Source organism: Streptomyces sp. NBC_00885 (genome assembly GCF_045207475.1).
Taxonomy (GTDB): Bacteria; Actinomycetota; Actinomycetes; order Streptomycetales; family Streptomycetaceae; genus Streptomyces.
Genome location: NZ_CP108796.1, coordinates 6,985,439 through 7,011,560, shown reverse-complemented (window position 1 = coordinate 7,011,560; position 26,122 = coordinate 6,985,439). Strand labels below are relative to the sequence as shown.

Here is a 26,122-nt window from a genome sequence, read left to right as displayed (position 1 = left end):
TCATGAGCGGGACCCGCTCTACCGCCCTTCGGAGGTGCCACCGATGAGCTCAGTCCCCCCGCCAGGCCTCGATCCCGAGCAGTTGCGCGGCTATCTCGACCGCGAGCGTCCGGGTCTGGTGAGCGGACCGCTCAGTGTCCGGCTGATCCAGGGCGGCCGCTCCAACCTCACCTACTCCGTCACCGACGGCACCGGCCGCTGGGTCGTCCGCCGGCCCCCGCTCGGGCACGTACTGGCCACCGCGCACGACATGAAGCGCGAACACCGGGTGATCAGCGCCCTCTACCCGACCGCGGTGCCGGTGCCCGAGCCGGTGCTGCTGTGCGAGGACGAGTCGGTGATCGGATCGCCGTTCTACGTCATGGAGTTCGTGGACGGCACTCCGTACCGCACGGCCGAGGAACTGGCCCCGCTCGGGGCCGAGCGCACCCGCAACGCCATCCTCGGCCTGGTCGACACGCTGGTCGAACTGCACGCCGTGGACCCCGAGTCGGTGGGTCTGTCGGACTTCGGCCGCCCCGAGGGCTTCCTCGACCGGCAGCTGCGCCGCTGGGGCAAGCAGCTCGATGCTTCACGCAACCGCGAACTGGCCGGCATCGACGAGCTGCACGCCGCCCTCGGCCGCGCGCTGCCCGACTCCCCCGCCCCCGCCGTCATCCACGGCGACTACCGGCTGGACAACGTCCTGGTCGGCCCGGACGACCGGATCAAGGCGATCCTCGACTGGGAGATGTCGACGCTGGGCGATCCGCTGACCGACCTCGGTCTGCTGGTGATGTACAGCGTCAAGCTGGAGCTGCCCGAATCCCCCGTGAGCACCACTGCGGGCGCGGCGGGCCATCCGGACGTGGCCGAGCTGATCGAGCGGTACGCCGCCCGCTCCGGGCGCGACACCTCCGCCATCTCCTGGTACACGGCCTTCGCCTGGTTCAAGCTCGCCGTGATCCTCGAGGGCATCCACTACCGCTACACCCTCGGCCAGACCGTCGGCCCCGGCTTCGACCGGATCGGCGCGCTGGTGCCCCTCTTCATCGAGCACGGCCTCACCACCCTCCAGGAAGGCTGAGTACACATGGACTTCGCATTCGACGCGCGAACCGAGGAGCTGCGGGCCAAGCTGCTCGCCTTCATGGACGAGCACGTCTACCCGGCAGAGGCCGTCGAGCACGAGCAGCGCGCCGAGCTGGCCTCGCCGTGGGACACTCCGGCGATCGTGGAGGAGCTCAAGGCTGAGGCACGCAAGCAGGGACTGTGGAATCTCTTCCTCCCCGACGCGGAGCACGGGGCGGGCCTGACCAATCTGCAGTACGCGCCGCTCGCCGAGATCACCGGCCGCAGCCCGCACCTGGCACCGACCGCGCTGAACTGCGCCGCTCCCGACACCGGGAACATGGAGGTCCTCGCGCAGTTCGCCACCGACGAGCAGAAGAAGCAGTGGCTGGAGCCGCTGCTCGCCGGGGAGATCCGGTCCGCCTTCGCGATGACCGAGCCCGAGGTCGCCTCCTCCGACGCGACGAACATCCAGACGCGGATCGAGCGCGACGGCGACGACTACGTCATCAACGGCCGTAAGTGGTACATCTCCGGGGCGATGAACCCCGACTGCAAGATCTTCATCGTGATGGGCAAGACCGACCCGGACGGCGAGGACATCCGCCTCCAGCAGTCGATGATCCTGGTGCCGCGCGACACCCCGGGCCTGGAGGTCCGGCGCGCCATGCAGGTGTACGGCTACGAGGACCACTCCCACGGCGGCCACGCCGAGGTGGTCTTCACCGATGTACGGGTACCCGCGTCGAACCTGATCGGCGAGGAGGGCGGCGGCTTCGCCATCGCCCAGGCGCGGCTCGGCCCGGGCCGTATCCACCACTGCATGCGGCTGATCGGCATGGCCGAGCGGGCGATCGAGCTCATGTGCAGGCGGGCCGTGTCCCGTCAGGCCTTCGGCAAGGCGATCGCCCAGCAGGGCGTCGTACAGAATTGGATCGCCGACGCCAGGGTCTCGGTCGAGCAGCTGCGGCTGCTCGTGCTGAAGACGGCCTGGCTGATGGACACGGTGGGCAACCGCGGGGCGCACACCGAGATCCAGGCGATCAAGATCGCGACGCCGCGGGCGGTCGTGGACATCCTCGACAAGGCGGTGCAGGTCCATGGCGCGGGCGGGGTGAGCCAGGACTTCCCGCTGGCGGAGCTGTGGGCGGCGGCGCGGACGCTGAAGCTGGCGGACGGGCCGGACGAGGTGCACCAGCGGTCGCTGGCGCGGCGGGAGTTGAAGCGGTACGTGTAGGTGGGCGGGGGGCGCCTGCGGCGGGCTGTTCCCCGACCCGCCCTCCCCCAGACTCCGTCCGGGGGGACCCCCAACCTCCCCGTATGCGACCTTCGGCCGCATGTCCTCAAACGCCGGACGGGCTGGATATGCGGCCGAGCCGCAGATCCAGCCCCCTCTAAATCACGGGCGCAGCGCTCGCAGCAGGAGGTCTGCCAGGTGGTCCGCCACCTGCTGAGGGGTCAGCGGGCCGTCCGGGCGGTACCACGTCGACAGGTGGTGGACCGAGCCGAAGTGGTAGTCCACCACCAGGTCCGCGGGCGTGGCCGAGGAGAAGACCCCGCTCTGCTGGCCCTCTTCGACCAGCGCCCGGAAACGCTCGTGGTAGCGGCGGCGCTCGGCCCGCACCTGCTTGTGCTTCTCCGGGCTCAGATGGTGCATGGAGCGGAAGAAGATCGCCGCGTCGTCGAGGTTGTCGATGGTCGTCACCACGACGTCCGCCGCCGCGCCGCGCAGCCGCGTCTGAACCGGCTCGTCCGCGTCGGCGAAGGCGTCGAGGCGTTCCTGCTGGAGCCGCAGCACCCGGGCGTAGACCTCCTGGAGCAGGTCTTCCTTGGAGCCGAAGTAGTGGTAGAGCGCTCCCTTGGTGACGCCGGCCGCCTCGACGATCTCCTGGACGGAGGTGCGGTCGTAGCCGCGTTCGGCGAAGAGCCGGGTGGCGGCGGCCAGCAGCCTCTGCGGGACGGGGGTGCCGTCCCCGTCCGTCGTCCTGGCCATTGCCGCCACCTGCCTTTCACTCAGTTCACTCGGTTCACTCGTGTCTTGACTTACCCGGGGAAACGCAGTTCCCGCCTGAGGATCTTCCCACTTGTCGTCTTCGGGAGCTCCGGCAGGATCTCCACCTCGCGCGGGTACTTGTACGCGGCCAGGCGCTCCGCACAGTACGCGGAGATTTCTGCCGGTTCCACGCTCGCCCCGGGGCGCAAGCTGATGTAGGCCTTGACGGTCTCTCCGCGGTAGTCGTCGGGTACCCCGACGACGGCCGCCTCCCGAACCGCCGGGTGCGTGTAGAGGACGTCCTCCACCTCGCGCGGCCAGACCTTGAAGCCCGAGGCGTTGATCATGTCCTTCTTGCGGTCGACGACATAGAGCCAGCCGTCGGTGTCCATGAAGCCGATGTCGCCGGTGCGCAGTTCACCGTCCGGGAAGGCCTCGGCCGTGGCCTCGGGCAGCCGCCAGTATCCGGGCACCACCTGGGGGCCGCTCACCGCGATCTCGCCCTGCTCGCCGAGGGGGACGTCCTGGCCCTTCTCGTCGACGATCCGCACGATCGTGTCGGGACCGGGCACGCCGACGGAGAGGGTGCCGGACGCCGGGTCGACCGGGGCCTGCTTCTCGGGCGGTACGGAGGCGCAGGGGGCGGTGCACTCGGTGAGGCCGTAGCCGTTGTACAGGTAGGGGCCGAAGCCCGTGCGGAACTTCTCGACCAGCGCGGGAGGCACCGGGGCGCCGCCGGAGCAGATCACCCGGAAGGAGGCGAAGTGCTCGCGGGTGGCAGCGGGATGCGCGGCCAGCGCCATGAAGGCCGTGGAGGGGCCGACTGTGTACGCGGGCCGGTGCTCGGCGAAGGCGTCGAGGACGACGCCCGGCTCGAAGCGGTAGGTGAGGGCGAGGGTGCCGGCGTTGGCGATACAGGCGGCGAGCTCGCACACCATGCCGGTGATGTGGAACAGCGGCGCGAGCGCGAAGTAGCAGGAGCCCTCGGGCACGGGGTGGCCGGTGCGCTGACGTTCGGCGTTGTGGACGATGCCGCCGTGGAGGTTCATGGCGCCCTTGGGGGTGCCGCTGGTGCCGGAGGTGTAGCTGATCAACGCCACGTCGGCGGGGGTGAGTTCGCGGCCTTCCGGCGCGTTCAGTCCAAGCCGGGCCACGGCCAGCAGGTCGTGGGTGTCCACCGGGGCCGGCTGCCGCTCGAAGCCCAGGACTCGTTCGTCGTCGCGGCTCTGCAGGTCCAGTTCGCAGGCGGTGAGGGCGAGGCGTACGGGCGAGTGGGCGGCGCTGTCGCGCAGATACGACTCCCAGGCGCGGTCCGAGCAGATCAGCACGGTGGCCTCGGCGTCGCTCAGGACATGCCCGACCTCGGCCGACTTGTACATCGGGTTGAGCGGGACGACGGTCGCCCCGGCTTTCCAGGCGCCGAGCAGCGCGATCACGAAGTGCGGGGTGTTCTGCAGCATGATCGCCACGCGGTCGCCGCGCCCGACTCCGCGGGAACCGAGATGGCCCGCGACGGAGTCGGAGAGTTCGTCGGTCTCGCGGTAGCTCAGGCGCCCGTCGAAGTAGGCGAGCGCGGTGTGCTCGGGGGCGCGGGCCACGGCGGCGCGGAAGGAGTGCACGACGCTCGCGGGCGGGGTGATCGGAGCCCGCTGGGCCTCGGTGAGCTGGGCCAGCCATGGCCTTGCCGCGTAGACGGATGTCACCTCTGCGCTCCTTCCCACTTCTGCTGGATGTGGTTCATGCCGGCCAGCCAGCGCTCGGGCGTCGCGGCGCGTGCCTGGTAGAACTCGGCGACCTCGGGGTGCGGCAGGATCAGGAAGCGGTCGGCCTCGATACCCTCGAACAGCGCGTCGGCGACGTCCTCGGGCTCGATCGCGGTGGGGGCGAGGACGAGCTCGCCCGCCGATCCTGCCGCGGTGAGCATGTCCGTACGCACCCCCTGCGGGCAGATGGCGTGCACCTTCAGGCCCCGGTGGGCGTAGGTGAGCTGGAGCCACTCGGCGAAGGCGTACGCGCCGTGTTTGGAGACGCTGTAGGGGGCAGCGCCCACCATGGTGAGCAGGCCGGCGGCGGAGACGGTGGAGACGAAGCGGCCGCTGCCGCGCTCCAGCCAGTCGGGCAGCAGGATGCGGGCCGCGCGGACGTGCGCCATCACATTGACGTCCCAGGCGGCTGCCCACACCTGCTCGTCGGCGAAGACGTCGCCGGGCGAGGCGAGTCCGGCGTTGGCGCAGTAGACGTCGACGGTTCCGTCCAGTGCGTCGCGGGCCTCTTCCACTATCTCGGAGGCGTCGCCCGGCACCGCGGTCGCGCCGATCTCGTCGGCCACGGCCTTGGTCCTGGCCGGGTCGATGTCGTTGACGACGACGCGGGCGCCCTCCGCCGCGAACCGGCGGGCCAGGGCGGCTCCGATGCCGCCGCCCGCGCCCGTGACCACAACCCCAGCGCCCTGTACCGCACTCATCAAGCTCCGCCTCTCCACGTACCGTCCCGTGCGAGCAGACTAACCAGTCGGTATGTCGTGGGGGAAGGGGGCGTGCGGCCACGGGCACAAGGGGCCGAACCGCGCTGCCGCAATCGTTCCGCACGTCCGCCGTGCACGCTAGCGTGCGTGGCCATGACAGACAGCGACCACGGAGGTAACCCGATGAGCCTGTCCAGACGGGGTCTGCTGGCCGCCGGTGGCGCGGTGGGCGCGCTGGCCGCGGCCTCTTCGCCCGCCGCGGCCCACGCAGGCCGCCGCCGGGTCCGCACCGGCTTCGAGCGGCTGGCCGCCGACGGCTACACGCCCCTGGCCGGACAGCGGGTCGGTGTGGTCACCAACCCGACCGGGATCACCCGGGACGCACAGCACATCGTGGATGTCATGCACGCCGACGACCGGGTGAACCTACTCGCCGTCTTCGGCCCGGAGCACGGCTTCCGCGGCACCGCCCAGGCAGGCGGCTCCGAGGGCCGCTACGACGATCCGGCGACCGGGCTGCCCGTCTACGACACGTACACCAAGAGCGGGCAGGCCCTCGCCGACATCTTCACCACGTCCGGCGTGGACACGATCGTCTTCGACATCCAGGACGCCGGCGCACGCTTCTACACCTACATCTGGACCCTCTACGACTGCATGGAGGCGGCGGCGCTCGCGGGCAAGCGCTTCGTGGTCCTGGACCGGCCGAATCCGGTGACGGGCCGTGCCGCGCTGGGGCCCGTCCTGGACAAGGCCTTCGCGACCTTCGTGGGCCGCGAGCCCATCGCGCAGGCACACGGGATGACGGTCACCGAGCTGGCGCTGCTGTTCAACGGCGAGTTCCTGACCCGTCCGGTGGAGCTGGAGACGGTGCGGATGGCGGGCTGGCGGCGCTCGGACTTCTTCGACGAGACGGGTCTTCCCTGGGTCCCGCCGAGCCCGAACATGCCGACGCCGGACACCGCGCTGGTCTACTCGGGCACCTGCCTGTTCGAGGGCACCAATCTGTCGGAGGGCCGCGGCACGACACGTCCTTTCGAACTCCTGGGTGCGGAAGGCATCAACCACGCCTGGGCGGCGGCCGCCAATGCGCTCGCGCTGCCCGGTGTCCGCTTCCGCGAGGCGTACTTCACTCCGACGTTCTCCAAGTTCCAGGGAAAGACGGTCGGCGGGGTCCAGCTGCATGTCCACGACCGCACGTCGTACGACCCCGTGCGCACCGGGATCGGCCTGCTGGTGACGGCGAAGCGGGTGTGGAACGGCTTCGCCTGGCGGCCCGACAACTGGATCGACAAGCTGACGGGGTCGGCAAGGGTGCGGACGATGATCGACGCGGGTGCGGGGGCGGACGAGGTGGTGGCGGCGTGGCAGGGCGATCTCGCCGCGTTCAGGGCCGTACGGAGGACGTACCTGCGGTACTGAGGCAAGCCCCACCGAAGAGAGGCGGCGACTACTACGTCGACATGCGTAACGCACCACCGCTCGCGCGGGATTGGCTGAATGTGGTACGCCAGACCCGGACCATCGGCGAGCCGGTACGGCTGGGCACCACGTGCGACGCACTGATCCATCTCCACCAAGTACGCACGGCCCACCGCCTCTGACCGACCGCCTGTGACCGACGGGGACCAGGCGCGATCGAGCACGGTCGTAGGTATGGCCGTTCCTCCCTTCGCGCAGGATGCTGGGGCATCGGCGGACAAAAACGGGGAGGGCCGGTCATGCCGGAAATGAGCGTGGAGCCGTACCGGGAAGTCACCTTCGACGAGGACGGCGACGTGAACGCCGCGCAGCGCGACAGTCTGGCTGAAATGGACGTCACCGATCTGGTGATGTTCGCCCACGGGTGGAACAACTCGCCGTCCGTCGCCAACCAGTTGTACTCGGCCTTCTTCGCGCCCTTCCCGGGGCTGACGGGCGAGGGGGTACGGCTCGGATACGTGGGTGTGGTGTGGCCGTCCATGAAGTTCACGGACGAGCCGATTCCGGACTTCCGGCCGTCCGCCACGGCTCCCCCACTGGACTCCGCACTGGACAAGGCGACGCAGGACGCCCTGGTCGAGCTGTTTCCCGGGCACGACGGGACGGTGCGACGGCTCGCTCAACTGCTCCACGCGCAGCCCGAGTCGGAAGCCGCCTTCGCCGAGTTCGGCTCACTGGCGCGGCAGTTGGCCGAGGCACCGGTCGGCGGAGTCGGCGGCAGCTGTTTCACGGACGATCTGCCCCACGACGAACAGGGCCCGCCCGCCGTCTTGTTCGAGGATTCCCTGACGATGTGCCGGAGGTTCGCGCTCGCGCTGGAGGAGAGCGTGGAGGTGACGGAGAAGGAGCCCGCCGTCGAGTCCTTCGCCATCGGAGGCGGGCTCAAGAAGGTGTGGAAGGGCGCGAAGGAACTGCTGCGGCAGACGACGTACTACGCGATGAAGCGGCGCGCCGGGAGGGTCGGCGAGCTGGGTCTCGGCCCGCTGCTGGGGCAGCTCGCCCGGTCGTCCCCCGCGGTGCGGGTGCATCTGGTGGGGCACAGCCAGGGGGCGCGGCTGGTCTCCTACGCCCTGCGCGGGCTGCCCCACGGAGCGAACAACGTGAAGTCGCTGACGCTCCTCCAGGGAGCCTTCTCGCACTATGCGTTCGCGCAGAGCCTGCCGCACGCGGCACACAGCGGCGGCACCCTGCGCGGTATGGAGCACCGGGTCGACGGGCCGGTGGTGGCCTGCTATTCGCGGCACGACAGCGCGCTCGGCGTGATCTATCCGCTGGCTTCCAGCCTGGCCGGGGACGACGCGAACGTGGTCGGGCTCGACAAGAGGTGGTGGGCGATGGGGCACGACGGCATCCAGGCCGTGCAGCCGCTGGTCAGGCTGACGCTGGAGGAGGCGCTTCGGCAGGGGATCCCCGGCTCGGGCTGCGTCAGCGTGGACACGGCCTCGGTGGTGCGTCGCGGCGGGCCTCCCGCCGGTGCGCACAGCGACATCTGTCACGAGGAGCTGGCGCGGGTGATCCTGGCCGCGGGCCGCATCGGACGCTGAGCGTTCTCAACGTCCGTGCGACCCGCGGCTGTTGCGTCTAGCGATGGGACGGGAACTCCACGACCTGCTGATAGGTCGGCCGGTTCTGCCAGCTGATCGCCGGGTGGGTGATGCCACCCAGCGCCCGGTGGATGATCGCGTCCGTGCACCACTGTTCCCCGGCCTTGCAGCTTCCGTCGCCGGGATAGACCTCGGTCGCGGGCTTCGCCGTGGCCTGCTTCAGCGTGGCGAGCAGCGCGTCACGGCAGGCGGCGAGGTCCCCGCCGCCGCAGTACGTCGTGGCCAGCGGGCCCTGGACCGGCCGGCCCAGCACCTGGCGCAGATCCTTGTCGGCGAAGGCCCACCAGCCGTACTGGAAGGAGGAGCCGCTGTGCGCGCCGGTCGCGCCATGGGCCGCCGCCGGGGACTCGTCGGTCGGCAGGCTCCCGGTCAGCGCGGTGTACAGGTCGGCGCCGAGACCCGGTTTGAACTCGGCCTCGATCAGCAGCGGCCACCAGGCGTCCATGATGCGGACGGCGTCGGCATGGGTATAGGTGTGCGAACCGGGCGCGGTCTCCCTGCGCTGTGAGCCCGCGGCCCGCCAAGCCTCCAACCGCTGTACCGCCGCGTTCAGCTGGGGATCGGTCACTGGCCCCGAGCGCAGCACCGCGAGCAGCTCGGGCAGCAGCTGCTCCCCGCGCAGGTCGGTGAGCGCCGCCTCTGCCATCGCCCGGGTGAGCGAGGCGCGGGTCACCCCGCCGTCCGCGGCGAGTTCTGCCACCCGGTCGTCCAGCAGATCGCCGCGGTGCACGGCGCCGAAGCCGAAGGCCGCGCTGGCGTATCCCTTGGCCTGCCGGTTGTTCCAGGAGATGTAGTAGTCCTGGCCGACGGACTGCGGATGCTGGGCGAAGGGCGTGTACGCGGCGGTGTTGGCGACCGGGTCGTAGCCCTGCCACTCGTATGCCCGCTCCGCCGCGACGGGCAGCGCTGGGTCGACGCCGGCGGCCCGAACGGGGTTCATGCCGCTGTTGTAGTACGCGGCGGTGCGGGAGTCGGCGTAGAACCAGTTGAAGGCGTAGTCGACGTTGTGGACGGCCTGCTGGAAGGACGCGGGGTCCGTGACGAACGAGGGGTCGTTGAGCATCTGGAAGCCGATGATCGAGTCGGCCTCGTGGCGGTAGGTGGTGCGCAGCGAGGTGTACGCGACGCGCTTGCCGCCCACCGTGGCGCGATGGGTGACGATCCCGTACCGGGTACGGAAGACCTGCAGCCGGTAGGAGCCCGCGGCGTTCGAGTCGGCGACGGACGGCTTCCAGGAGTTGGTCTTCTCCAGCTTCTCCATCGGGGTGCAGACGCCCCGGAAGAGGTAGTGGGTGTCGTCCTGGCAGACCTCGACGGCGTACGTGTCGGTGATGTCCTGGGCGGCGGAGGTGGCGGACCAGGCGTAGTCCTTGCCGCGGCCCATCTGGACGTACATGCCGACGCCCGCGAAGGAGACACCGCGCGCGGAGATGCCGGGCCCCTGCAGCTCCTGGAGCATCATCAGCTGTGGCGCGAAGTAGCCGGTTTGCGGACCGAATACGGCGATGGGGTGGCCGCTCGCGGTGGCCCTGCCGGAGACGAGGAGCGCATTGGACATACCGCGCCTGCCGCCGAGCGAGCCGGGTTCGATCACTCCGTCGTCGTGCATGCCCTGCGCGGGCTTCAGCGCCGCGGGCGCCCGCAGCGGGGACTTGACTCCCGTCCCCGCAGAGCCGGTTCTGTCGTATACGAGCTGCTCGGGGACGACCGAACCGGCGTCGGGCAGTGCCGTGCCACGCGGGTTCGCGGGCTTTTGGGCGTACGGGAAACTGGTGCCGTCATGGACGGTGAGCACGGCCTCGGGGTCTTCGCGCTGCCGGAAGGACTCCCAGACCCTGGTGCCCTCCACCACGCCGTACTTCTTCTGGGCAGCCAGCAGGGAGAGCGCGGCCTGCACCTCGCCACCGCCTCCGCCGCCGAACTGGCCGCCGACCACTGAGGCGATGGAGATCAGATCGGTGACCTTGAAGGGCTGGATCTCCCCGACGTTGGTGATCGCGTCGATGTGCCCGGTGAGGACGTACTCACCGGGGAAGTAGCGCCCGTTCTTCGACTGCACGCGATAGGCGTTGATGCCGTCGACATACGCCTGGGCATCGGCCATGGCCTGCTCGCCGCGGGCGCCCTCGGTGGCCCGGATCTGGTCGATCTGAGCCTGGTAGTCGGCCTCGGTGTAGGGGGCAGAGGGCCAGAACTGCTGCTCCAGGCCCTGGTTGGCGAGCGCGCCGCCGGCGAACGGGGTCAGTTCGCCGCGGCCGATGTGCCGGAACAGGTCCATCATCCACAGGCGGTCCTGGCCCGCGGCGAATCCGGCGCCGAACTCGGTTCCGTAGCGGGTGGTGCCCTTGATGTGGGGGACGCCGGTCTTCTTGTCCCGGGTGATGGTGACGTCGGGGCGGGGGGTGGTGACGGACTCGGCCTGACCGTCCGGCACGCCGAAGGAGGAGTCGTTGAAGAAGTCGTTGAGCTTGGCGTCGGTGAGACCGCCGTAGCCGCCCACCAGGGAGTCGTAGCGGCCGAGTTGGTCGGAGCTGTGGGCGGGGCGGGTGCCGAGGACCTTGTGGACCAGGATGTCGGCGAGGGTGGCGTTGCCGTTCTGCCCGGGAGGCAGGATGTCGGCGCACCGGCCCTGGCAGAGATCGCCGTCGGCTGCGGTTGCGGTGGGGGCTGCGGTGGCGACGGCCGCGGCCTGTGGCAGGGGGGCCAGCAGACCGGCGGCGAGCGCGAACACCGCGGCGGCGGTGGCAGGTGCGAGTCTTCCGATGCGTCGTCGCATGGGTGCTCCTCGGGGAGGCCGATGCGCCGGAGGTTACTGGCGGTAAGACGCGCAAGTAAGGTGAACATGCGTCACCTTCTGCGAATCGCCGTGCGGAGTGGGGCAGTTGGCCAACGGCATCGCGGGCCGCCCGCCGGGGCGATCCGGACGAACCGGCGTGATCACCACCACCGGACAGTGATGACACCCATCGAATTTTCGATGGAGCCGGATCGGGTACTCGTACGTCCATTCCTCAACGCCGAAGTACCAGCGACGGAGGTGGCAGTGCGATGGCAGGTTTCCGCAGTCTTGCGAGACAGGTGCGCGATGCGCGGTGTGATCTGGCGCTACGACGCTATTCGCTGCGCAAGTGCCTGGAGCGATTTGCCCCTTACGGGCATCGGGCAACCTGGGCTCATCTGTGCGCCAGGCACAGCATCGAGCCCGAGGACCGGGCCCCCGATCCGGTGCGGCTGGTGGCCGCGCTGGACGAGTTGGAACAGGCGCGGGCCGTCTGGCTCGCGTACGAGGAGAGTTTCGCGGACCGCCGCAAGCGCGAGAAGCACGACGGACTGCGACGGCCGGCGTCGATCGACGACTGGCACCGGCGGACCTGGGGCGGGAACGGGGTCGCCCGCTGCGACAGCCCGGCCGCCCATCCGTCGGCACCGCTCGACGAGGTCCTGCGCCGGCTGATATCCGCGCTGGAGACCGAACCCGGAAACGGCTGCCCGGTGTGCGGGGGGACGCACATCGTGTGGCGGCAGGATCTGGCGAACGAGCCCTGGGTCGGGCCGGTCTGCACGGGCTGCGGGATTGTCGTGCCGCAGCCCGTACTGACGTCCGATGCGGTGGCGGCGGCGAAGCGGGCGGGGCGCAGGGAACTGGCGTCGGTGGCCTGAACGGTCGGGCCGGGCCCTGCGGGGCCTTTTCCCCTACCCGCCCCTTCCCGAACTGGGGGCAAGCCCCCAGACCCCTGGCGGGGCTTCGCCCCCGGGCCCGTATGCGACCTCCGGCCGCATGTCCTCAAACGCCGGACAGGCTGAATGTGCGGCCCAGCCGCACAAATCCAGCCCCGCCGGCGCTTGAGGCGTCGTCCCGGACGCGAAACTCAGCCCCGCCGGCGTTTGAGGCGCGGGGGTGCGGGGGCGGAGCCCCCGCAAAGCTGCACGGCTCGGCCTGTCTGCTGACGTACAGCGTGACGGGCGACGGGCAGGGGCGTGTTCAGGTCTCGTCGAAGGGCTTCGGCGCCAAGGGCCTTGCCCTCACGGAGGATCCGCGCAATCTGTACTGGCGCGCGGTGCTCGGCCATGACGTCCCGGCGGTCGCGGCACGCCTTGCCGAGAAGCTGGGGGCGAGCCGGGTCGGGATCTTCGGCGAGGTGTACGGCGCCGGGGTGCAGGACCTCGCCTACGGGGCCAACGCCCGCTCCGAAGCGCTCGGTTACGCCGTCTTCGACGTGTCGGCCGAGATCGACGGCCAGGTCCGCTGGCTGGAGACGGCTGGGCTGCTGGAGGGCGAACTGCCGCTGGTGCCACGGCTGTTCGCAGGTCCGTTCGACATCGACACGGTGCTGGAACTGGCGAGCGGCCGGGAGACCGTGTCCGGGCGCGAACTGCATCTGCGCGAAGGCGTCGTGATCCGTCCCGCTACCGAGCGCTACAGCCCGGTGCTGGGCGGCCGGGCGATCGCCAAGGCGGTCAGCCCGGCGTATCTGACGCGCAAGGGCGGCACGGAGTACGAGTAGTCCCGCCGGACACCCCCTGGGGAAGAGGCGGGCCCGTCACGGGGGTGCGGGCCCGCCTTTGCCTCATGCTCAGGCACGGTCCTTCGCGGGCCGGCCGCGCTCCGGCAGCAGCCGGGAGCCCGTCAGCCGCTCGCCGAAGATGTCGTCCGGGTTGGACAGGACACAGGTCTGCAGGGAGAGGCAGCCGCAGCCGATGCAGTCGGTGAGATGGTCGCGGAGCCGGCCGAGCTGTCTGATGCGCTCGTCGAGCTCCGCCCGCCACGCCTCGGAGAGCCGCGCCCAGTCCTCGCGGTCCGGTGTGCGCTCCTCGGGCAGTTCGGCCAGTGCGTCCCTGATCGTGGCGAGCGGAATACCCACCCGCTGCGCGGCGCGTACGAAGGCGACGCGGCGCAGCGCGTCCCTGCTGTAGCGGCGCTGGTTACCGCTGGTCCGGCGGCTGCTGATCAGCCCTTTGGACTCGTAGAAGTGCAGGGCTGACACGGCGGCGCCGCTGCGCGCGGATAGCTGGCCGACCGTGAGCTCGTGAATCTTCTCGGGAATCTGTGGCACTCCTCGAAGCCTACTGGGCCCGTCGTTGACAGGAGCTGTCCGCCCAACCATGCTGAGCAAGCGCTTAGACATTGATGTTCCGCAGAGACGAGACGCAGGGAGCAGGGACATGGCCGAGCCGAGGATCTTCACGTCCGCCGAGGAGCTGCGCGCCGGGGTCGGCGAGCAGCTGGGGCACAGCGACTGGCTGGAGGTCGAGCAGAAGCGGATCGATCTCTTCGCCGAGGCGACCGGTGACCACCAGTGGATCCACGTGGACCCGGAGCGGGCGGCGACCGGCCCCTTCGGCACGACGATCGCGCACGGCTATCTCACGCTGTCGCTGCTCCCGGCGCTCGTCCCGCAGGTCCTGCGCGTCGAGGGCATGAAGATGGGCATCAACTACGGAGCGAACAAGGTCCGTTTCCCCTCCCCCGTACCCGTGGGCTCGCGGCTGCGCGCGACGGCGGTGCTGCAGAGCGTGGAGGAGGCGGGCGGCGGTGTGCAGGTGACCGCCCTCGTCACGGTGGAGCGCGAGGGCGGCGACAAGCCGGTGTGCGTGGCCGAGTCGGTGTCCCGCTACTTCTTCTGAGACCTGCCGGCTCCTACGAGTCCTGGCTCTTGCGGGCGGAGACCATGCGCAGGACGAGGTCGGCGTACAGCTCGCCGACCTCGTCGGGCGTCCTGCGGCCGCGCGTGTTGAACCAGCGCGCCACGTCGATGCAGAGCGACAGCACGGCGACCGTGGTGCCGGGCACGTCCGGGACGTCGAACTCCCCCGACTCGACGCCCTCGTGCAGAATTCCGCGGACGACGGCGTCGCTGCGGCGGCGCAGCGCGACGATCTCGTCGCGGTGTTCGCCGGAGAGCGCGTCGAGCTCGTACTGCACCACGCGTGCGGTGTCGTGCCGTCCGGCGTGCCAGCGGACGAAGGAACTCACGGCCGCGGCGAGCCGCTCGGAGGGCGTACCGGCGGTGTCGGCCGCCGTCGACAGGACCTCCAGGGCCTTGTCGTGCCCGATCCGGCTGATCCGGTGGAGCAGCTCTTCCTTGGTCTTGTAGTGGATATAGAGCGCGGCGGGGCTCATTCCGGCGCGGCCCGCGATGTCCCGGGTCGTCGTCGCGTGATAGCCCCGCTCGGCGAAGGCCTCGACGGCGGCGACGAGCAGCTTTCTCGCCGCCTCGGGCGTGACCTCGCCCCACGGCATGTCCTCGTCGGCCGTGTCCTCCGCCGTACTCATCGCTCGCCCCTTCCGTTCATCAGAAGGCACACCATACCCCGAGGGTGAGCAAGCGCTTAGAGCTTAGAGCTCTTCTGGAAGGGGTCGTGCTCGGCGAGCAGCTTCTCGAGCCTGGCCTGGTCGACCCGGCTGACGATCTGCCCGGCTTCCTGCCGGTCCCGGATCACCTTGGCCAGGGTGAACGCCGAGGTCGTGAGGTAGAGGACGGCGATGGCGAGGAAGCCCCGCACCCAGACGTCGGCGTCGAGATAAAGGATGCCGAGGCCGACGGCGCCGAGCGCGACGGCGAAGGAGGCGACGGACTGTCCGTAGAAGGCCGCGGTGTTCTGCTGCTTGACCTGTGTCTCACTCATAGGCGTCAGCATCGGTCGGCGTGGGCCGTGCCACATCCGCTCCCGTACTTACACGCGTACTCAGACCTACTCGTCGACGCTCTCGGCACGGCCCCACTCGGCGGCGTTCCCATTTTAACTATCATTGCTAGTTTCCCGTTGGCAGGCCCTACCATGTGCCGCATGGCCCGCCCGCGCAAGCCCCTGCTCAGCCGAGAGCGCATCGTCGAGACGGCGAGCGCGCTCGTGGACGCCGAGGGCCTCGACGCCGTCTCCACCCGCAGGCTCGCCGCGGAACTCGGAGTCAGCGGCCCCTCCCTCTACAACCACTTCCGCAACAAGGACGAGATCCTCGACGCCGTCGCCGACGCGGTCAGCGCCCAGGTCGACCTGTCGATGTTCGACGAGGGCGACAAGCGCGACTGGCGCACCGCGCTGCACGACTGGGCCGTCTCCTACCGCGCGGCCCTGACCGACCACCCCAACACCGTGCCGGTACTCGCCCGCGGCCCGGGCCGCCGCCCGGCGGCGCTCAAGGTGGCCGACGCCGTCTTCGGCGCGATGGTCCGCGCGGGCTGGCCACCGGCCCAGGCGACCCATATCGGCGCCCTGATGCGGTACTTCATCACCGGCTCGGCGCTCGGTTCGTTCGCCCGCGGCTTCGTCGACGACGAGTCCGCGTACGACCCGGCCGACTATCCGCATCTCGGGCAGGCACATCTGCTCGCCGAGAGGCAGCAGAAGGTGGACGAGGGCGCGTTCGAGACGGGCCTGCGGGCGCTCATCGACGGTCTGTCCGTGCAGTACGAGGCCCTGGTGCGCGCCTGACGGACACTGTTCGGCGGCCGCCGAACAGTGATGGGGCCATCCTGGACACATGCAGTCCAGAGACCTTGCCGCACTGGCCGCGCTCCTCGCCGACGAGACCCGGGCCTCCTTCTGTCTCGCGCTGCTGGACGGCCGTGCCTGGACCTCGGGCGAACTCGCCCGGCACGCGCGCGTGGCGCCGTCGACCGCCAGCGAGCATCTGGGCAAGCTCGTCGCCGGCGGACTGCTCGCCGAGGAGCGCCAGGGGCGCCACCGGTATGTGCGGCTCGCGGGCGAGAGCGTCGCCCGTCTCGTCGAGGAGCTGGCCGCGCACACCCCACCCGCCCCCGACTCGCCGCCCGCCTCGCTGCGGGCGGCGAGTACCCGCAGCGCCATGGCCCGCGGACGCACCTGTTACGACCATCTCGCCGGACGGCTCGGCATCGCGATCACCCAGGCCATGACCGCACGCGGGCTGCTGCACCAGGACAACGGCTTCGCGCTGACTGCCCAAGGCATCGCCTGGTTCGGCGAGTTGGGGCTCACGCTGGAGCGGAAGGGGCGGCGTCCGCTCGTACGGTCGTGCCTGGACTGGACCGAGCGCAAACCCCATCTCGCGGGGCTCGCGGGAGCGGAGCTGTGCCGACACGCCCTGGATGCGGGCTGGTGCGTACGGATCGGGTCCGAGCGCGCGGTGAAGGTGACCGCGGACGGCGAGCGGGCGCTGGCCGAGCTGCTCGGCATCGAGCCAGGGACATTGCGGTGAACGCCGAACAGTCGACGCCGTACGGTCGGTGCATGACGCACTCCCCACGCCCCGCTCGTGCGCAGTGGCCCGCTCTTGCCGCCGCGGGCGTCACCGTCGTCCTGTGGGCCTCCGCCTTCGTGTCGATCCGCAGCGCCGGTGATGTGTACTCCCCCGGCGCGCTCGCCCTCGGGCGGCTCCTCGCCGCGTCTCTCGCCCTCGGCTGCGTCCTGCTGGTCCGGCGCGAGGGGCTGCCGCCGCGGGCCGCCTGGCCGGGGATCGCCATATCCGGGCTGCTGTGGTTCGGCGTCTACATGGTGGTGCTCAACTGGGGCGAGCAGGAGGTCGACGCGGGCACGGCCGCGATGGTCGTGAACATCGGCCCGATTCTCATCGCGCTGCTCGGCGCCCGGCTGCTCGGTGAGGCGCTGCCGCCGAGGCTGCTGGCCGGGATGGCGGTGTCGTTCGCGGGGGCGGTGACCGTCGGCCTCTCGATGTCGGGCGAGGGCAGCGCCTCAACGCTGGGCGTACTGCTGTGCCTGCTGGCGGCGGTGGGGTACGCGGGCGGGGTGGTGAGCCAGAAGCCCGCGCTGGCGCACGCGAGCGCACTGCAGGTGACGACGTTCGGTTGCCTGGTAGGGGCGGTGGCCTGTCTGCCGTTCGTCGGACAGCTGGTCTCCCAGGCGGAACGGGCTCCGCTGTCGGCCACCCTCAACATGGTCTACCTGGGCGTCTTCCCGACCGCGCTGGCGTTCACGACCTGGGCCTACGCGCTGGCCCGTACGACCGCGGGGCGGATGGGCGCGACGACCTATGCCGTGCCGGCGCTGGTCGTGCTGATGTCGTGGCTGGCGCTGGACGAGGTGCCGGCCGCGCTCACCCTGGCGGGCGGGGCGCTGTGCCTGGCGGGAGTGGCCGTCTCGCGCTCCCGGGCCCGGAGGTCGGGCTCAGCGGACGCGCCGGTTGCGCCGGCGGACACGGCGACGTGCGCGCGGGATGCCGGGGTGTCCGAGGCCGGCGGCCGTCAGGACTGATCCGCCGCCTCCCGCAGCTGGGCCGGCCTGACAGGCGGTGGGTTTTCCCCCACCCCGCCCCTTCCCGAAACTGGGGGCAAGCCCCCAGACCCCCTTGCCGGGGCTCCGCCCCCGGACCCCCGCGCCTCAAACGCCGGCGGGGCTGAATTTCGCGTCCGGGACCACGCCTCAAACGCCGGCGAGGCTGAGATGTGGGGCAGGGCCGCACAATCCAGCCCGTCCAGCGTTTGAGGACATGCGGCCGAAGGTCGCATACGGGGTCCGGGGCGAAGCCCCGTCCGGGGGCTGGGGACCTGCCCCCAGTTCGGGAAGGGGCGGGGTGGGGCGAGAACCCCTAAAAGACCACCAGCGCACGCCCGCCCCGGCCCGCCAGCATGTTGGCGAACGCATCCGCGATCCCGTCCAGGCCGATCCGGTCCGTCACCAGGGCCGCCAGGTCCAGCCGGCCCGCGCGCACATGCTCCGCCAGAACCGGCAGGTCGACCGCCGGGTTGCTGTTGCCGTAGACGCAGCCCGACAGCGTGCGGCCCCAGTGGAAGAGTTCCAGCGCGTTGAACGTGACCTGCTGGTCCTTGCCGCCGATGCCGACGACCGTCGTGCGGCCGCCCCGGCGGGTGGACTCCCAGGCGGTGCGGATCGTCGCGGCCCGCCCGACGCACTCGATCGCCACATCCGCGCCCTGGCCGCCCGTGAGCGTGCGGATCTCCTTCGCGGTGGTGTCGGAGGCGAGGACGTACTCGGTCGCACCCGCCCCCCGCGCCAGGGACTCCTTCTCCTCGGACACGTCGACCGCGATGATCGTCGACGCGCCCGCGATCCGGGCGGACTGGAGCGTGGCGAGGCCGACCCCGCCGACGCCGTAGACCACGACCGACTCGCCCTCGCGGACACGGGCGGAGTGGTGGACCGCGCCGTACCCGGTGAGGACCGCGCAGCCGAGCAGGGCGGCGTCGGTGAGCGGGACGCCGTCGGGGACGGGCAGGACGCAGTTCGCGGCGACGACGGTCTCTTCGGCGAAGGCCGCGACGTTCAGGCCGGGGTACAGTTCCGCGCCGTCGCCGGTACGGGCGTAGACGTTCGCCGCGCCCGCGAGGGCATTGGCGCACAGCCACACCTCGCCGATCGAGCAGTGGTGGCAACTGCCGCAGGACGGCGCCCAGTTGAGGACGACGCCGTCGCCCGGGCCGATATTCGTGACCCCCTCGCCGACGGAGACGACGGTGCCCGCGCCCTCATGACCGAGGACGCACGGCGTCGGCACCCGCATGGTGCCGTTGGACAGGGACAGGTCGGAGTGGCAGACCCCGGCTGCGGCGAGACGGACCCGCACCTGACCCGGGCCGGGTTCGGGCAGGTGGATGCCGGTGATCTCCAGCGGAGAGCCGACGGCGGGCAGTACGGCGGCGCGGACCATGATGCGTAGGACTCCCGGCTCAGAACTGGAGGGACTTGGTCTGGAGGTACTCGGACAGACCGTGCGCGCCCAGCTCCCGGCCGACGCCCGACTGCTTGTAACCGCCGAAGGGTGCGAGGGGGTTGAAGCGGCCGCCGTTGATGTCGACCTGCCCGGTGTCCATCCGCCGGGCGAAGGCGGCGGCTTCGGCCTCGTCGGCGGCCCAGACCGCGCCCGCGAGCCCGTACACGGTGCCGTTGGCGATACGGAGGGCGTCGTCCTCGTCCTCGTACTTGAGCAGCGAGACGACCGGGCCGAAGATCTCCTCCTGCGCGATGGTCATCTCCGGGGTGACATCGGCGAAGACGGTGGGGCTGACGTAGTAGCCCGTCTCACGCGGGGCTTCGGGGCCGCCGGCGACCAGGCGGGCGCCCTCGGCGACGCCCCTCTCGATGTAGCCGCGTACGCGCTGCTGCTGCTTGGCGCTGACCAGCGGGCCGATCCGCTCGCCCGGTACGTACTTGGCGACCGCGGCCCTCGCGAGCGCCACCGCCTCGTCGTACTGGTCCTTGTGGACCAGCATCCGGGTCCATGCGCTGCACGTCTGGCCGGAGTTGGACATGACGTTGGCGATGCCGACTTTGACGGCCTTGGCCAGGTCGGCGCTCGGCAGGATGACATTGGCGGACTTGCCGCCGAGCTCCAGGGCGACCCGCTTGACCGCGCCGCCCGCGGTCGCGCCGATCTGCCTGCCGATTGCGGTCGAGCCGGTGAAGGAGACCAGGTCGACGTCCTCGTGGGCGGCGAGTGCCTGCCCGGCGACCGGGCCGAGACCCGTCACCAGGTTGAACACGCCTGCGGGCAGCCCGGCCTCGTCGACGGCCTCGGCGAAGAGCTGCGCGGTCAGCGGGGTGTCCTCGGCGGGCTTGAGCACGACGGTGCAGCCCGCCGCGAGCGCCGGGGCGACCTTGGCGACGACCTGGTGCAGCGGGTAGTTCCAGGGCGTGATCGCACCGACCACGCCGACCGGCTCCAGCAGCACGGTGGAGTTCCCGGCCTTCTCCTCGAAGGAGTACGAGGCGGCCAGCTCCGCGTACGAACCGGCGACCAGGACCGGCACGCCCGCGTGGACCGTCTGCGAGAGCTGGAGCGGCGAGCCGAGCTCGGCGGTGACGGTCTCGGCGATCTCGTCCGCGCGGGCCACGAGCACATCGCGCAGGGCCGCGATCCGGGCGGCGCGTTCGGCGGGCGGGGTGGCGGCCCAGCCGGGGAGCGCCCCGCGGGCCGCGCGCACGGCGTCGTCGACGTCGTCCGCCGTACCGGCCGGGACATGGGCGATGACCTGCTCGTCCGCCGGGTTCACCACCGCGATCGTGTCCGGACCCCGGGCGGGCCGCCACTGGCCGCCGATGTACATCCCGTCGTGAGCCTTCATCGCACTCCTCCAGAAGCTGCCGTCAGTCGTCCGCACCCACAAACTAGCGGTGTTAGTTTTTGGACGCCAGGGCACCTGGAGCGTAGCGGGGGCCTCTCAGGCGTCCAGGCCCGGGAGGTCCGTCGGAGCAGGGCAGATCCTGCGGCCGTGATGGTCGAAGACATAGAGGTGCGCGAGATCGACGAGCAGCGGCACCTGCGCGCCGGTGCGCAGCCGCACATCGGGCCCGGTCCGCACCACCAGATCGCTCGCCGCCACGGACGGGCGCTCGGCGGTCATGGTCCCCGGCCGCGGCTCCGGGTCGTCCAGGGCCACCACGGGCCCCGAGACATGGGCGACCGCGCGCTTCTTGAGACGGGTCAGCACGCTCGGGCCGCTGCGGGTCCGGCGCCTGCGGACGGTGCCCTGCGGCCTGGGCGACTCGAGGTCGGCGACCACGGCGGCCTGTGAGCCGGTGTTGAAGTGCACGAGCGCCTCATGGCCCTGGTACTCCATGTGCTCGACGATCCCGGTCAGCGCGACCTCGCCGGGGCGGGCCTGGCTCGGCGGGGCTATCCGCGTGGCCTCCGAGCGCAGGCCGACGATGATCTGCCGGCCCTGCTGGATGCGGAGCAACTGGTGGTCGGTGCTCAGCGGTTCGGGCAGCGGAAGCCGCTGTTTGCCGAGATCGATCGACATCCGGCCGTCCAGCGGAGCGTAGACCACCGCCTGCAGCAGATTGATCCGCGGCGTGCCGATGAACGCGGCGACGAAGACGTTCGCGGGCAGGGCATAGGTCTCGCGCGGAGTGCTCACCTGCTGGAGTACGCCGCCGCGCATCACCGCGACCCGGTCGCCGAGCGACATCGCCTCGGCCTGGTCGTGCGTGACGTACACGGTCGTCACCCCCAACTCGGAGGTGAGCTGGGAGATTTCGGCGCGCAGATGGTTGCGCAGCTTCGCATCGAGGTTGGACAGCGGCTCGTCCATCAGAAAGACGGAGGGCCGTCGGGAGATGGCCCGGCCCATCGCGACCCGCTGGCGTTCGCCGCCGGAGAGCTGGCTGGGGTAGCGGTCCAGGACGTCCTCGATGCCGAGCATGCGGGCGGTGGCCTCGATCTGCGGGCCGCTGTCCGCACGCGGGTTCTCCAGCCGCAGCGGGAAGCCGATGTTCTCGCGGTTCGTCATGGTCGGGTAGAGCGCGAAGTTCTGGAAGACCATCGCCATGGCGCGCTCGCGGGGCGGGATGTGGTTGGCGTACTCACCGTCCAGCAGCAACTCCCCCTCGGTGATGTCCTCGAGGCCCGCGATCATGCGCAGGACGGTCGACTTTCCGCAGCCCGACGGGCCGAGCAGCACCACGAACTCTCCCGGCTCGATGTCGAGGGAGAAACGGTCGACGGCGCGGTTGGAGCGTTCGTACCTCTTGCTGACACTGCGCAGGGATATGGCGCGACTCATAAGTTCCGCCGGAGGAAGAGGGGAGCGACTGAGACGCCTGAAACTAGCCGACTACTCCCGGTCAGGGAATGAGTCGCGCGAAGGTTGGGTCCGCGAAACCGACACCGCCTCCCGCGCGAAGCGAAGGAGGCGGTGTCGGGGCGGGTCAGCCGCTGGAAGGCATCAGATGATGCCGAAGAGAATTCCCGCGCCGAGCACGATCAGCGACGTCAGGGCGGCCCACTTGACGACGAACCGCGTGTGGTCACCGAATTCGACCTTGGCCATGCCGACGAGGACGTACACGGCGGGGACGAGCGGGCTCGACATGTGCAGGACCTGGCCGGTGAGCGAGGCGCGGGCGATCTCCAGCGAGGAGACGCCGTGTGCGGAGCCGGCCTCGGCGAGGACGGGCAGGACACCGAAGTAGAAACCGTCGTTCGACATGAAGTAGGTGAGCGGGATGCTCAGAACGCCGGTGACGAGTGCCATGTGCGGGCCCATCCCCTCGGGGATGGCGCCGACGAGCCAGTCGGCCATGTGCTTGACCATCCCGGTGCCGGTGAGGACTCCGGTGAAGACGGCGGCGGCGAAGACCATGCCTGCGACGTTCAGGACATTCTCGGCGTGGGCGGCGATCCGCGCCCTCTGGTCGGTCATCTTGGGGTAGTTGACCGTCAGGGCGAGCGCGGCGCCGAGCAGGAACAGTACCGGGATCGGCAGCCATTCCATGATCATTGCGGTGAGGAGGCCAACGGTGAGCGCCGCGTTAAACCAGTACAGCCTGGGCCGCAGGGTCGCGCGGTTGGGGTCGAGGCCCTGAAAGCCCTCGTCGCTGTCGTCCTGCTGGGGAACCCCCGCACCGGTACCGGCACTTGTGGACGCGGCCTGCCCGCCGCCGCCCGCCTTGACCAGGACCGTCTCGGTCTCCGGCTCCAGCACCTCGTCGAGGGTGAGGACACCCAGGCGCTTGCGCTCGCGCCGGCCCAGCACATAGGAGAGGACGAAGACGAAGAGCAGTCCGACGCCGAGCGCCGGGATCATCGGGACGAAGATGTCGCCGGCGTCCACCTTCAGCGCGGTCGCCGCACGGGCGGTGGGGCCGCCCCAGGGGAGGGTGTTCATCACGCCGTTGGCCATGGCGGCGACGCCCGTCATCACGACGAGGCTCATCTTGAGGCGCTTGTAGAGCGGGTACATCGCCGAGACGGTGATCATGAAGGTGGTGGAGCCGTCGCCGTCGAGCGAGACGATCGCGGCGAGCACCGCCGTACCGACCACGACGCGCAGCGGATCCGCCTTGCAGAAGCGCAGAATGCCGCGCACGATCGGGTCGAAGAGACCGACGTCGATCATCACGCCGAAGTAGACGATCGCGAACATCAGCATCGCCGCGGTGGGGGCGAGGTTCCCGACGCCTTCGATGACGTAGTCACCGAGGTGCGCGCCCTTCCCGACGAATACGCAGAACAGTGCGGGGATGAGGACCAGCGCCGCGATGGGCGACATCTTCTTCATCATGATCAGGACCAGGAAGGTCGCAATCATGGCGAAGCCGAGGATTGTCAGCATGGGGACACCTAACGTTCATCCTTGAACTCCCACCGGAGGGGCGGTTCGGATGACGTTAGGTGTCGCCAAGAGCCGTTAACAAGATGTTGACGCGTGAGCAATACGAGCAAAACCCCAGGTCATCGCACCGGTGAAACGTCGACGGGGAATCCGTTGAGCACAGCGGTGCCGGACAGCGGGTCGAGCCGTGAGCCGTCGAGCAGCTGATTGACATTGACTCCGGGGCGCGCCGCCGCCACCGACATCCGGGTGCCGGGCCGGTCGTGACCCCAGCCGTGCGGCAGGCTCACCACTCCGGTCCGTACCGCGTCCGTGATCTCCACCGGCGCTTCGACCTGGCCGCCCTCGGCGGTGATACGGGCGGGGGCGCCGTCATCGAGTCCCAGCCGGGCCGCGTCGGCGGGGTGGATCTGCAGGGTGCAGCGGTTGGAGCCGCCGTTGAGCGTGGCGACGTTGTGCATCCAGCTGTTGTTGGAGCGCAGATGGCGGCGGCCGACGAGCACGAGGGCGGTGGGCCGCTCGGCCAGCGCGCGCCGCAGCCGGGGCAGATCCGCGGCGATCGGGCCGGGCAGCAGCTCGATGCGTCCGCTGCGGGTCTTGAGGATCTGCGCGATGCGCGGCTGGAGCGGGCCGAGGTCGACGCCGTGCGGGTTCTCAAGCAGCTTGTCGAGGGTGAGGTCGTACGGGCCGAGGCGCAGCATCATGTCGAGCCGCCGCTCCGGCCCGGTGCGACCGGTGAGCTGCTCGGCCAGTTCCTTGGGAGCTCCCGCCTTGGTGAGGGTGTTCTCGATGACCATGTCGTCGACGGCGCTCGGCTCCGCGCCGTGCATCCCGCCCACGGCGAGCACCAGACGGGCCTGGATCTCGCACTCGCCCATCCGCCCCTCCTCCAGGGGGAGAACCGCCGGGGTGTAGCGGGCCTGGTTGCGGACGGCGAAGGCGTTGAACGCGAAGTCGAAGTGGGAGCTCTGGGACGGCGGAGGGGGAGGCAGGACCACATCCGCGTGCCGGGACGTCTCGTTGAGATACGGATCGACGCTGACCATGAAGTCGAGCCCGGCCAGCGCGCGGTCGAGGCGGTCGCCGTCGGGGGCGGAGAGCACCGGATTGGCGGCGATGGAGATGACCGCTCGGATGCGGCCGTCGCCCGGGGTGTCGATCTCCTCGGCCAGCGCGGCCATGGGCAGTTCGCCCTTGGCCTCGGGGTGTCCGCTGACCCTGCTCGCCCAGCGGCCGAGCGCGAAGCCCTTGCCGGGTGCGGCGGGGCGAGGCGCGCGGTCGGTGGCGGAGAGCGGGAAGAGCGCGCCGCCGGGGCGATCGAGATTGCCGGTGATCACATTGAGCACATCCACCAGCCAGTTGGTGAGGGTGCCGTACTCGACGGTGGAGCTGCCGACCCTGCCGTAGACGGCGGCGGTGGGCGCGGCGGCGAGCTCGCGGGCGATCGTACGGATCTCCTCGGCGTCCATGTCACAGGCGGCGGCGACCGCCTCGGGGGTGAACTCCCGTACCGCTTCCTGGACTTCGGCCACCTGCTCGACATGCGCTTCGAGCGCGCCGAGGTCGGTGAGCTTCTCCTCGAAGAGGACGGCGGCGACGGCGGCGAGCAGCAGCGCGTCGGTCCCGGGCCGGATGGCGACGTGCCGGTCGGCCAGCTGCGCGGTGCGCGTGCGGCGCGGGTCGACGACGGTCAGCGTGCCGCCGCGCTTGCGCAGCGCCTTGAGCTTGCCGGGGAAGTCGGCGGCGGTGCACAGACTGCCGTTGGAGTCCAGGGGGTTGGCGCCGAGCAGCAGCAGATGGTCCGTGCGGTCCAGGTCGGGGACCGGGATGGCGACGGCGCTGCCGAAGAGGAGCCCGCTGGAGACGTGCTTGGGCATCTGGTCGAGGGTGCTGGCGGTGAAGAGATTGCGGGTGCGCAGCAGGGTGAGCAGTACGGGCGGGTAGAGGGCGCCGGCCATGGTGTGGACGTTCGGATTGCCGAGGATGACGCCGACGGCGTTGGGCCCGTGCTCCTCGATCAGCGGCCGGATCCGGGCCGCGACCAGGTCGAAGGCCTCGTCCCAGGTGGCCTCACGCAGTTCCCCGTTCTCGCGCACGAGGGGGGTGCGCAGCCGGTCGGGATCGGCGTCGAGCTCACCGAAGGAGGCGCCCTTGGGACAGATGAAGCCCTTGCTGAAGACATCCTCACGATCGCCTCGGGCGCCGGTGACGCGGGTGCCCTCGATGGTGAGGGTCAGCCCGCAGGTGGCCTCGCAGAGGGGACAGATCCGCAGGGCGGTACGGGTGGGGGCTGTGCGGGGCATGGGCCCTCCCTGGGGCGACGGCGGTGTCCACCCGAGCATACCGACCGGTATGGACGGAGGGGAGGGGTCGGTGCGGTTCGGGTTGCCTGCGGCGCTGTTCCCCTACCCGCCCTCCCCCAGACTCCGTCCGGGGGACCCCCAACCTCCCCGTACGCGCTTCGCGCGTGTCCTCAAACGCCGGACGGGCTGGAGGTGCGGCCCAGCCGCACGATCCA

The 26,122-nt window shown here is 70.6% G+C and carries 22 protein-coding genes and 1 pseudogene; 11 read left to right on the top strand and 12 right to left on the bottom strand.

What is annotated here, in order from left to right; all coding sequences use genetic code 11:
- The first annotated feature begins 43 nt into the window (after positions 1 to 43).
- Positions 44 to 1,066, top strand: a complete 1,023-nt coding sequence (locus OHA61_RS31880; protein WP_406305948.1) for a phosphotransferase family protein — start codon at positions 44 to 46, stop codon at positions 1,064 to 1,066.
- A gap of 6 nt (positions 1,067 to 1,072) precedes the next feature.
- The gene (locus tag OHA61_RS31875) at positions 1,073 to 2,287 is read left to right on the top strand and encodes an acyl-CoA dehydrogenase family protein (protein ID WP_389370910.1); all 1,215 of its coding nucleotides are present in this window, start codon (positions 1,073 to 1,075) and stop codon (positions 2,285 to 2,287) included.
- A 162-nt stretch (positions 2,288 to 2,449) separates the two neighbouring features.
- On the opposite strand, the gene OHA61_RS31870 is transcribed toward OHA61_RS31875, so the two are convergent.
- From OHA61_RS31870 to OHA61_RS31860, 3 genes are read right to left on the bottom strand one after another with little or no spacing between them, the layout of a single operon-like run.
- Positions 2,450 to 3,043, bottom strand: a complete 594-nt coding sequence (locus tag OHA61_RS31870; protein WP_324987416.1) for a TetR/AcrR family transcriptional regulator — start codon at positions 3,041 to 3,043, stop codon at positions 2,450 to 2,452.
- A gap of 50 nt (positions 3,044 to 3,093) precedes the next feature.
- Positions 3,094 to 4,746 carry an AMP-binding protein gene (locus OHA61_RS31865; RefSeq protein ID WP_406305947.1) on the bottom strand — a complete coding sequence of 551 codons (1,653 nt, stop codon included), beginning with the start codon at positions 4,744 to 4,746 and terminating at the stop codon, positions 3,094 to 3,096.
- Positions 4,743 to 5,507, bottom strand: coding sequence for an SDR family oxidoreductase (locus OHA61_RS31860; protein ID WP_406305945.1), 765 nt, complete (start codon positions 5,505 to 5,507; stop codon positions 4,743 to 4,745). Before OHA61_RS31860 ends, OHA61_RS31865 begins: the two co-directional genes overlap by 4 nt.
- 183 nt (positions 5,508 to 5,690) lie before the next feature.
- Between OHA61_RS31860 and OHA61_RS31855 the strand changes: the two genes are divergently transcribed.
- The 3 genes from OHA61_RS31855 (at position 5,691) to OHA61_RS31845 (ending at position 8,533) form a co-directional block, all read left to right on the top strand.
- Positions 5,691 to 6,929 (top strand): exo-beta-N-acetylmuramidase NamZ domain-containing protein, encoded by a 1,239-nt coding sequence (locus OHA61_RS31855; RefSeq protein ID WP_406305944.1) that lies wholly within the window; start codon positions 5,691 to 5,693, stop codon positions 6,927 to 6,929.
- Between the two features lie 41 nt (positions 6,930 to 6,970).
- Positions 6,971 to 7,111, top strand: a complete 141-nt coding sequence (locus tag OHA61_RS31850) for a hypothetical protein (protein WP_406305943.1) — start codon at positions 6,971 to 6,973, stop codon at positions 7,109 to 7,111.
- A 117-nt stretch (positions 7,112 to 7,228) separates the two neighbouring features.
- Complete coding sequence (locus OHA61_RS31845) at positions 7,229 to 8,533, top strand: serine-threonine protein kinase (RefSeq protein WP_406305942.1); 1,305 nt, start codon at positions 7,229 to 7,231, stop codon at positions 8,531 to 8,533.
- Positions 8,534 to 8,570: 37 nt separating this feature from the next.
- Here the strand turns inward: OHA61_RS31845 and OHA61_RS31840 are convergent, their stop codons facing one another.
- Entirely contained in the window at positions 8,571 to 11,369 is a 2,799-nt protein-coding gene (locus tag OHA61_RS31840; RefSeq protein ID WP_406305941.1) for a penicillin acylase family protein, read from the bottom strand.
- Between the two features lie 272 nt (positions 11,370 to 11,641).
- Here OHA61_RS31840 and OHA61_RS31835 point away from each other — a divergent pair, with 272 nt between their 5' ends.
- Positions 11,642 to 12,253 carry a hypothetical protein gene (locus tag OHA61_RS31835; RefSeq protein ID WP_406305940.1) on the top strand — a complete coding sequence of 204 codons (612 nt, stop codon included), beginning with the start codon at positions 11,642 to 11,644 and terminating at the stop codon, positions 12,251 to 12,253.
- 260 nt (positions 12,254 to 12,513) lie between these two features.
- Positions 12,514 to 13,098, top strand: a pseudogene (locus OHA61_RS31830) (RNA ligase (ATP)); the annotation flags it as partial.
- 69 nt (positions 13,099 to 13,167) lie between these two features.
- On the opposite strand, the gene soxR reads toward OHA61_RS31830, so the two are convergent.
- The gene (gene soxR, locus OHA61_RS31825) at positions 13,168 to 13,647 is read right to left on the bottom strand and encodes a redox-sensitive transcriptional activator SoxR (protein ID WP_266478147.1); all 480 of its coding nucleotides are present in this window, start codon (positions 13,645 to 13,647) and stop codon (positions 13,168 to 13,170) included.
- A 109-nt stretch (positions 13,648 to 13,756) separates the two neighbouring features.
- Between soxR and OHA61_RS31820 the strand changes: the two genes are divergently transcribed.
- A complete protein-coding gene (locus OHA61_RS31820; protein ID WP_324989827.1) occupies positions 13,757 to 14,218 on the top strand; it encodes a MaoC family dehydratase in 462 nt (153 codons plus the stop codon).
- A gap of 13 nt (positions 14,219 to 14,231) precedes the next feature.
- On the opposite strand, the gene OHA61_RS31815 is transcribed toward OHA61_RS31820, so the two are convergent.
- On the bottom strand, positions 14,232 to 14,867 hold the full coding sequence (locus tag OHA61_RS31815; RefSeq protein WP_406305939.1) for a TetR/AcrR family transcriptional regulator: 636 nt from the start codon (positions 14,865 to 14,867) through the stop codon (positions 14,232 to 14,234).
- A gap of 56 nt (positions 14,868 to 14,923) precedes the next feature.
- The gene (locus tag OHA61_RS31810) at positions 14,924 to 15,220 is read right to left on the bottom strand and encodes a YiaA/YiaB family inner membrane protein (protein WP_406305938.1); all 297 of its coding nucleotides are present in this window, start codon (positions 15,218 to 15,220) and stop codon (positions 14,924 to 14,926) included.
- A 162-nt stretch (positions 15,221 to 15,382) separates the two neighbouring features.
- On the opposite strand from OHA61_RS31810, the gene OHA61_RS31805 reads away from it, so the two are divergent.
- The 3 genes from OHA61_RS31805 to OHA61_RS31795 are packed head-to-tail and all read left to right on the top strand — an operon-like array spanning position 15,383 to position 17,785.
- Positions 15,383 to 16,027: a TetR/AcrR family transcriptional regulator C-terminal domain-containing protein gene (locus tag OHA61_RS31805; protein WP_361918443.1), complete on the top strand. Its 645-nt coding sequence runs from the start codon at positions 15,383 to 15,385 to the stop codon at positions 16,025 to 16,027.
- 49 nt (positions 16,028 to 16,076) lie between these two features.
- Complete coding sequence (locus OHA61_RS31800) at positions 16,077 to 16,772, top strand: ArsR/SmtB family transcription factor (RefSeq protein WP_406305937.1); 696 nt, start codon at positions 16,077 to 16,079, stop codon at positions 16,770 to 16,772.
- A 32-nt stretch (positions 16,773 to 16,804) separates the two neighbouring features.
- A complete protein-coding gene (locus OHA61_RS31795) occupies positions 16,805 to 17,785 on the top strand; it encodes a DMT family transporter (protein ID WP_406305936.1) in 981 nt (326 codons plus the stop codon).
- Between the two features lie 334 nt (positions 17,786 to 18,119).
- Here OHA61_RS31795 and OHA61_RS31790 read toward each other — a convergent pair whose 3' ends face one another.
- The 5 genes from OHA61_RS31790 to OHA61_RS31770 form a co-directional block, all read right to left on the bottom strand.
- Entirely contained in the window at positions 18,120 to 19,199 is a 1,080-nt protein-coding gene (locus OHA61_RS31790) for a Zn-dependent alcohol dehydrogenase (protein WP_406305935.1), read from the bottom strand.
- A gap of 19 nt (positions 19,200 to 19,218) precedes the next feature.
- Positions 19,219 to 20,613, bottom strand: coding sequence for an aldehyde dehydrogenase family protein (locus OHA61_RS31785; RefSeq protein WP_406305934.1), 1,395 nt, complete (start codon positions 20,611 to 20,613; stop codon positions 19,219 to 19,221).
- A gap of 96 nt (positions 20,614 to 20,709) precedes the next feature.
- Positions 20,710 to 22,053, bottom strand: a complete 1,344-nt coding sequence (locus OHA61_RS31780) for an ABC transporter ATP-binding protein (protein ID WP_406305933.1) — start codon at positions 22,051 to 22,053, stop codon at positions 20,710 to 20,712.
- A 162-nt stretch (positions 22,054 to 22,215) separates the two neighbouring features.
- A complete protein-coding gene (locus OHA61_RS31775; protein ID WP_406305932.1) occupies positions 22,216 to 23,604 on the bottom strand; it encodes a CitMHS family transporter in 1,389 nt (462 codons plus the stop codon).
- A gap of 119 nt (positions 23,605 to 23,723) precedes the next feature.
- The gene (locus tag OHA61_RS31770) at positions 23,724 to 25,907 is read right to left on the bottom strand and encodes a molybdopterin oxidoreductase family protein (RefSeq protein WP_406305931.1); all 2,184 of its coding nucleotides are present in this window, start codon (positions 25,905 to 25,907) and stop codon (positions 23,724 to 23,726) included.
- Positions 25,908 to 26,122 lie beyond the last annotated feature (215 nt).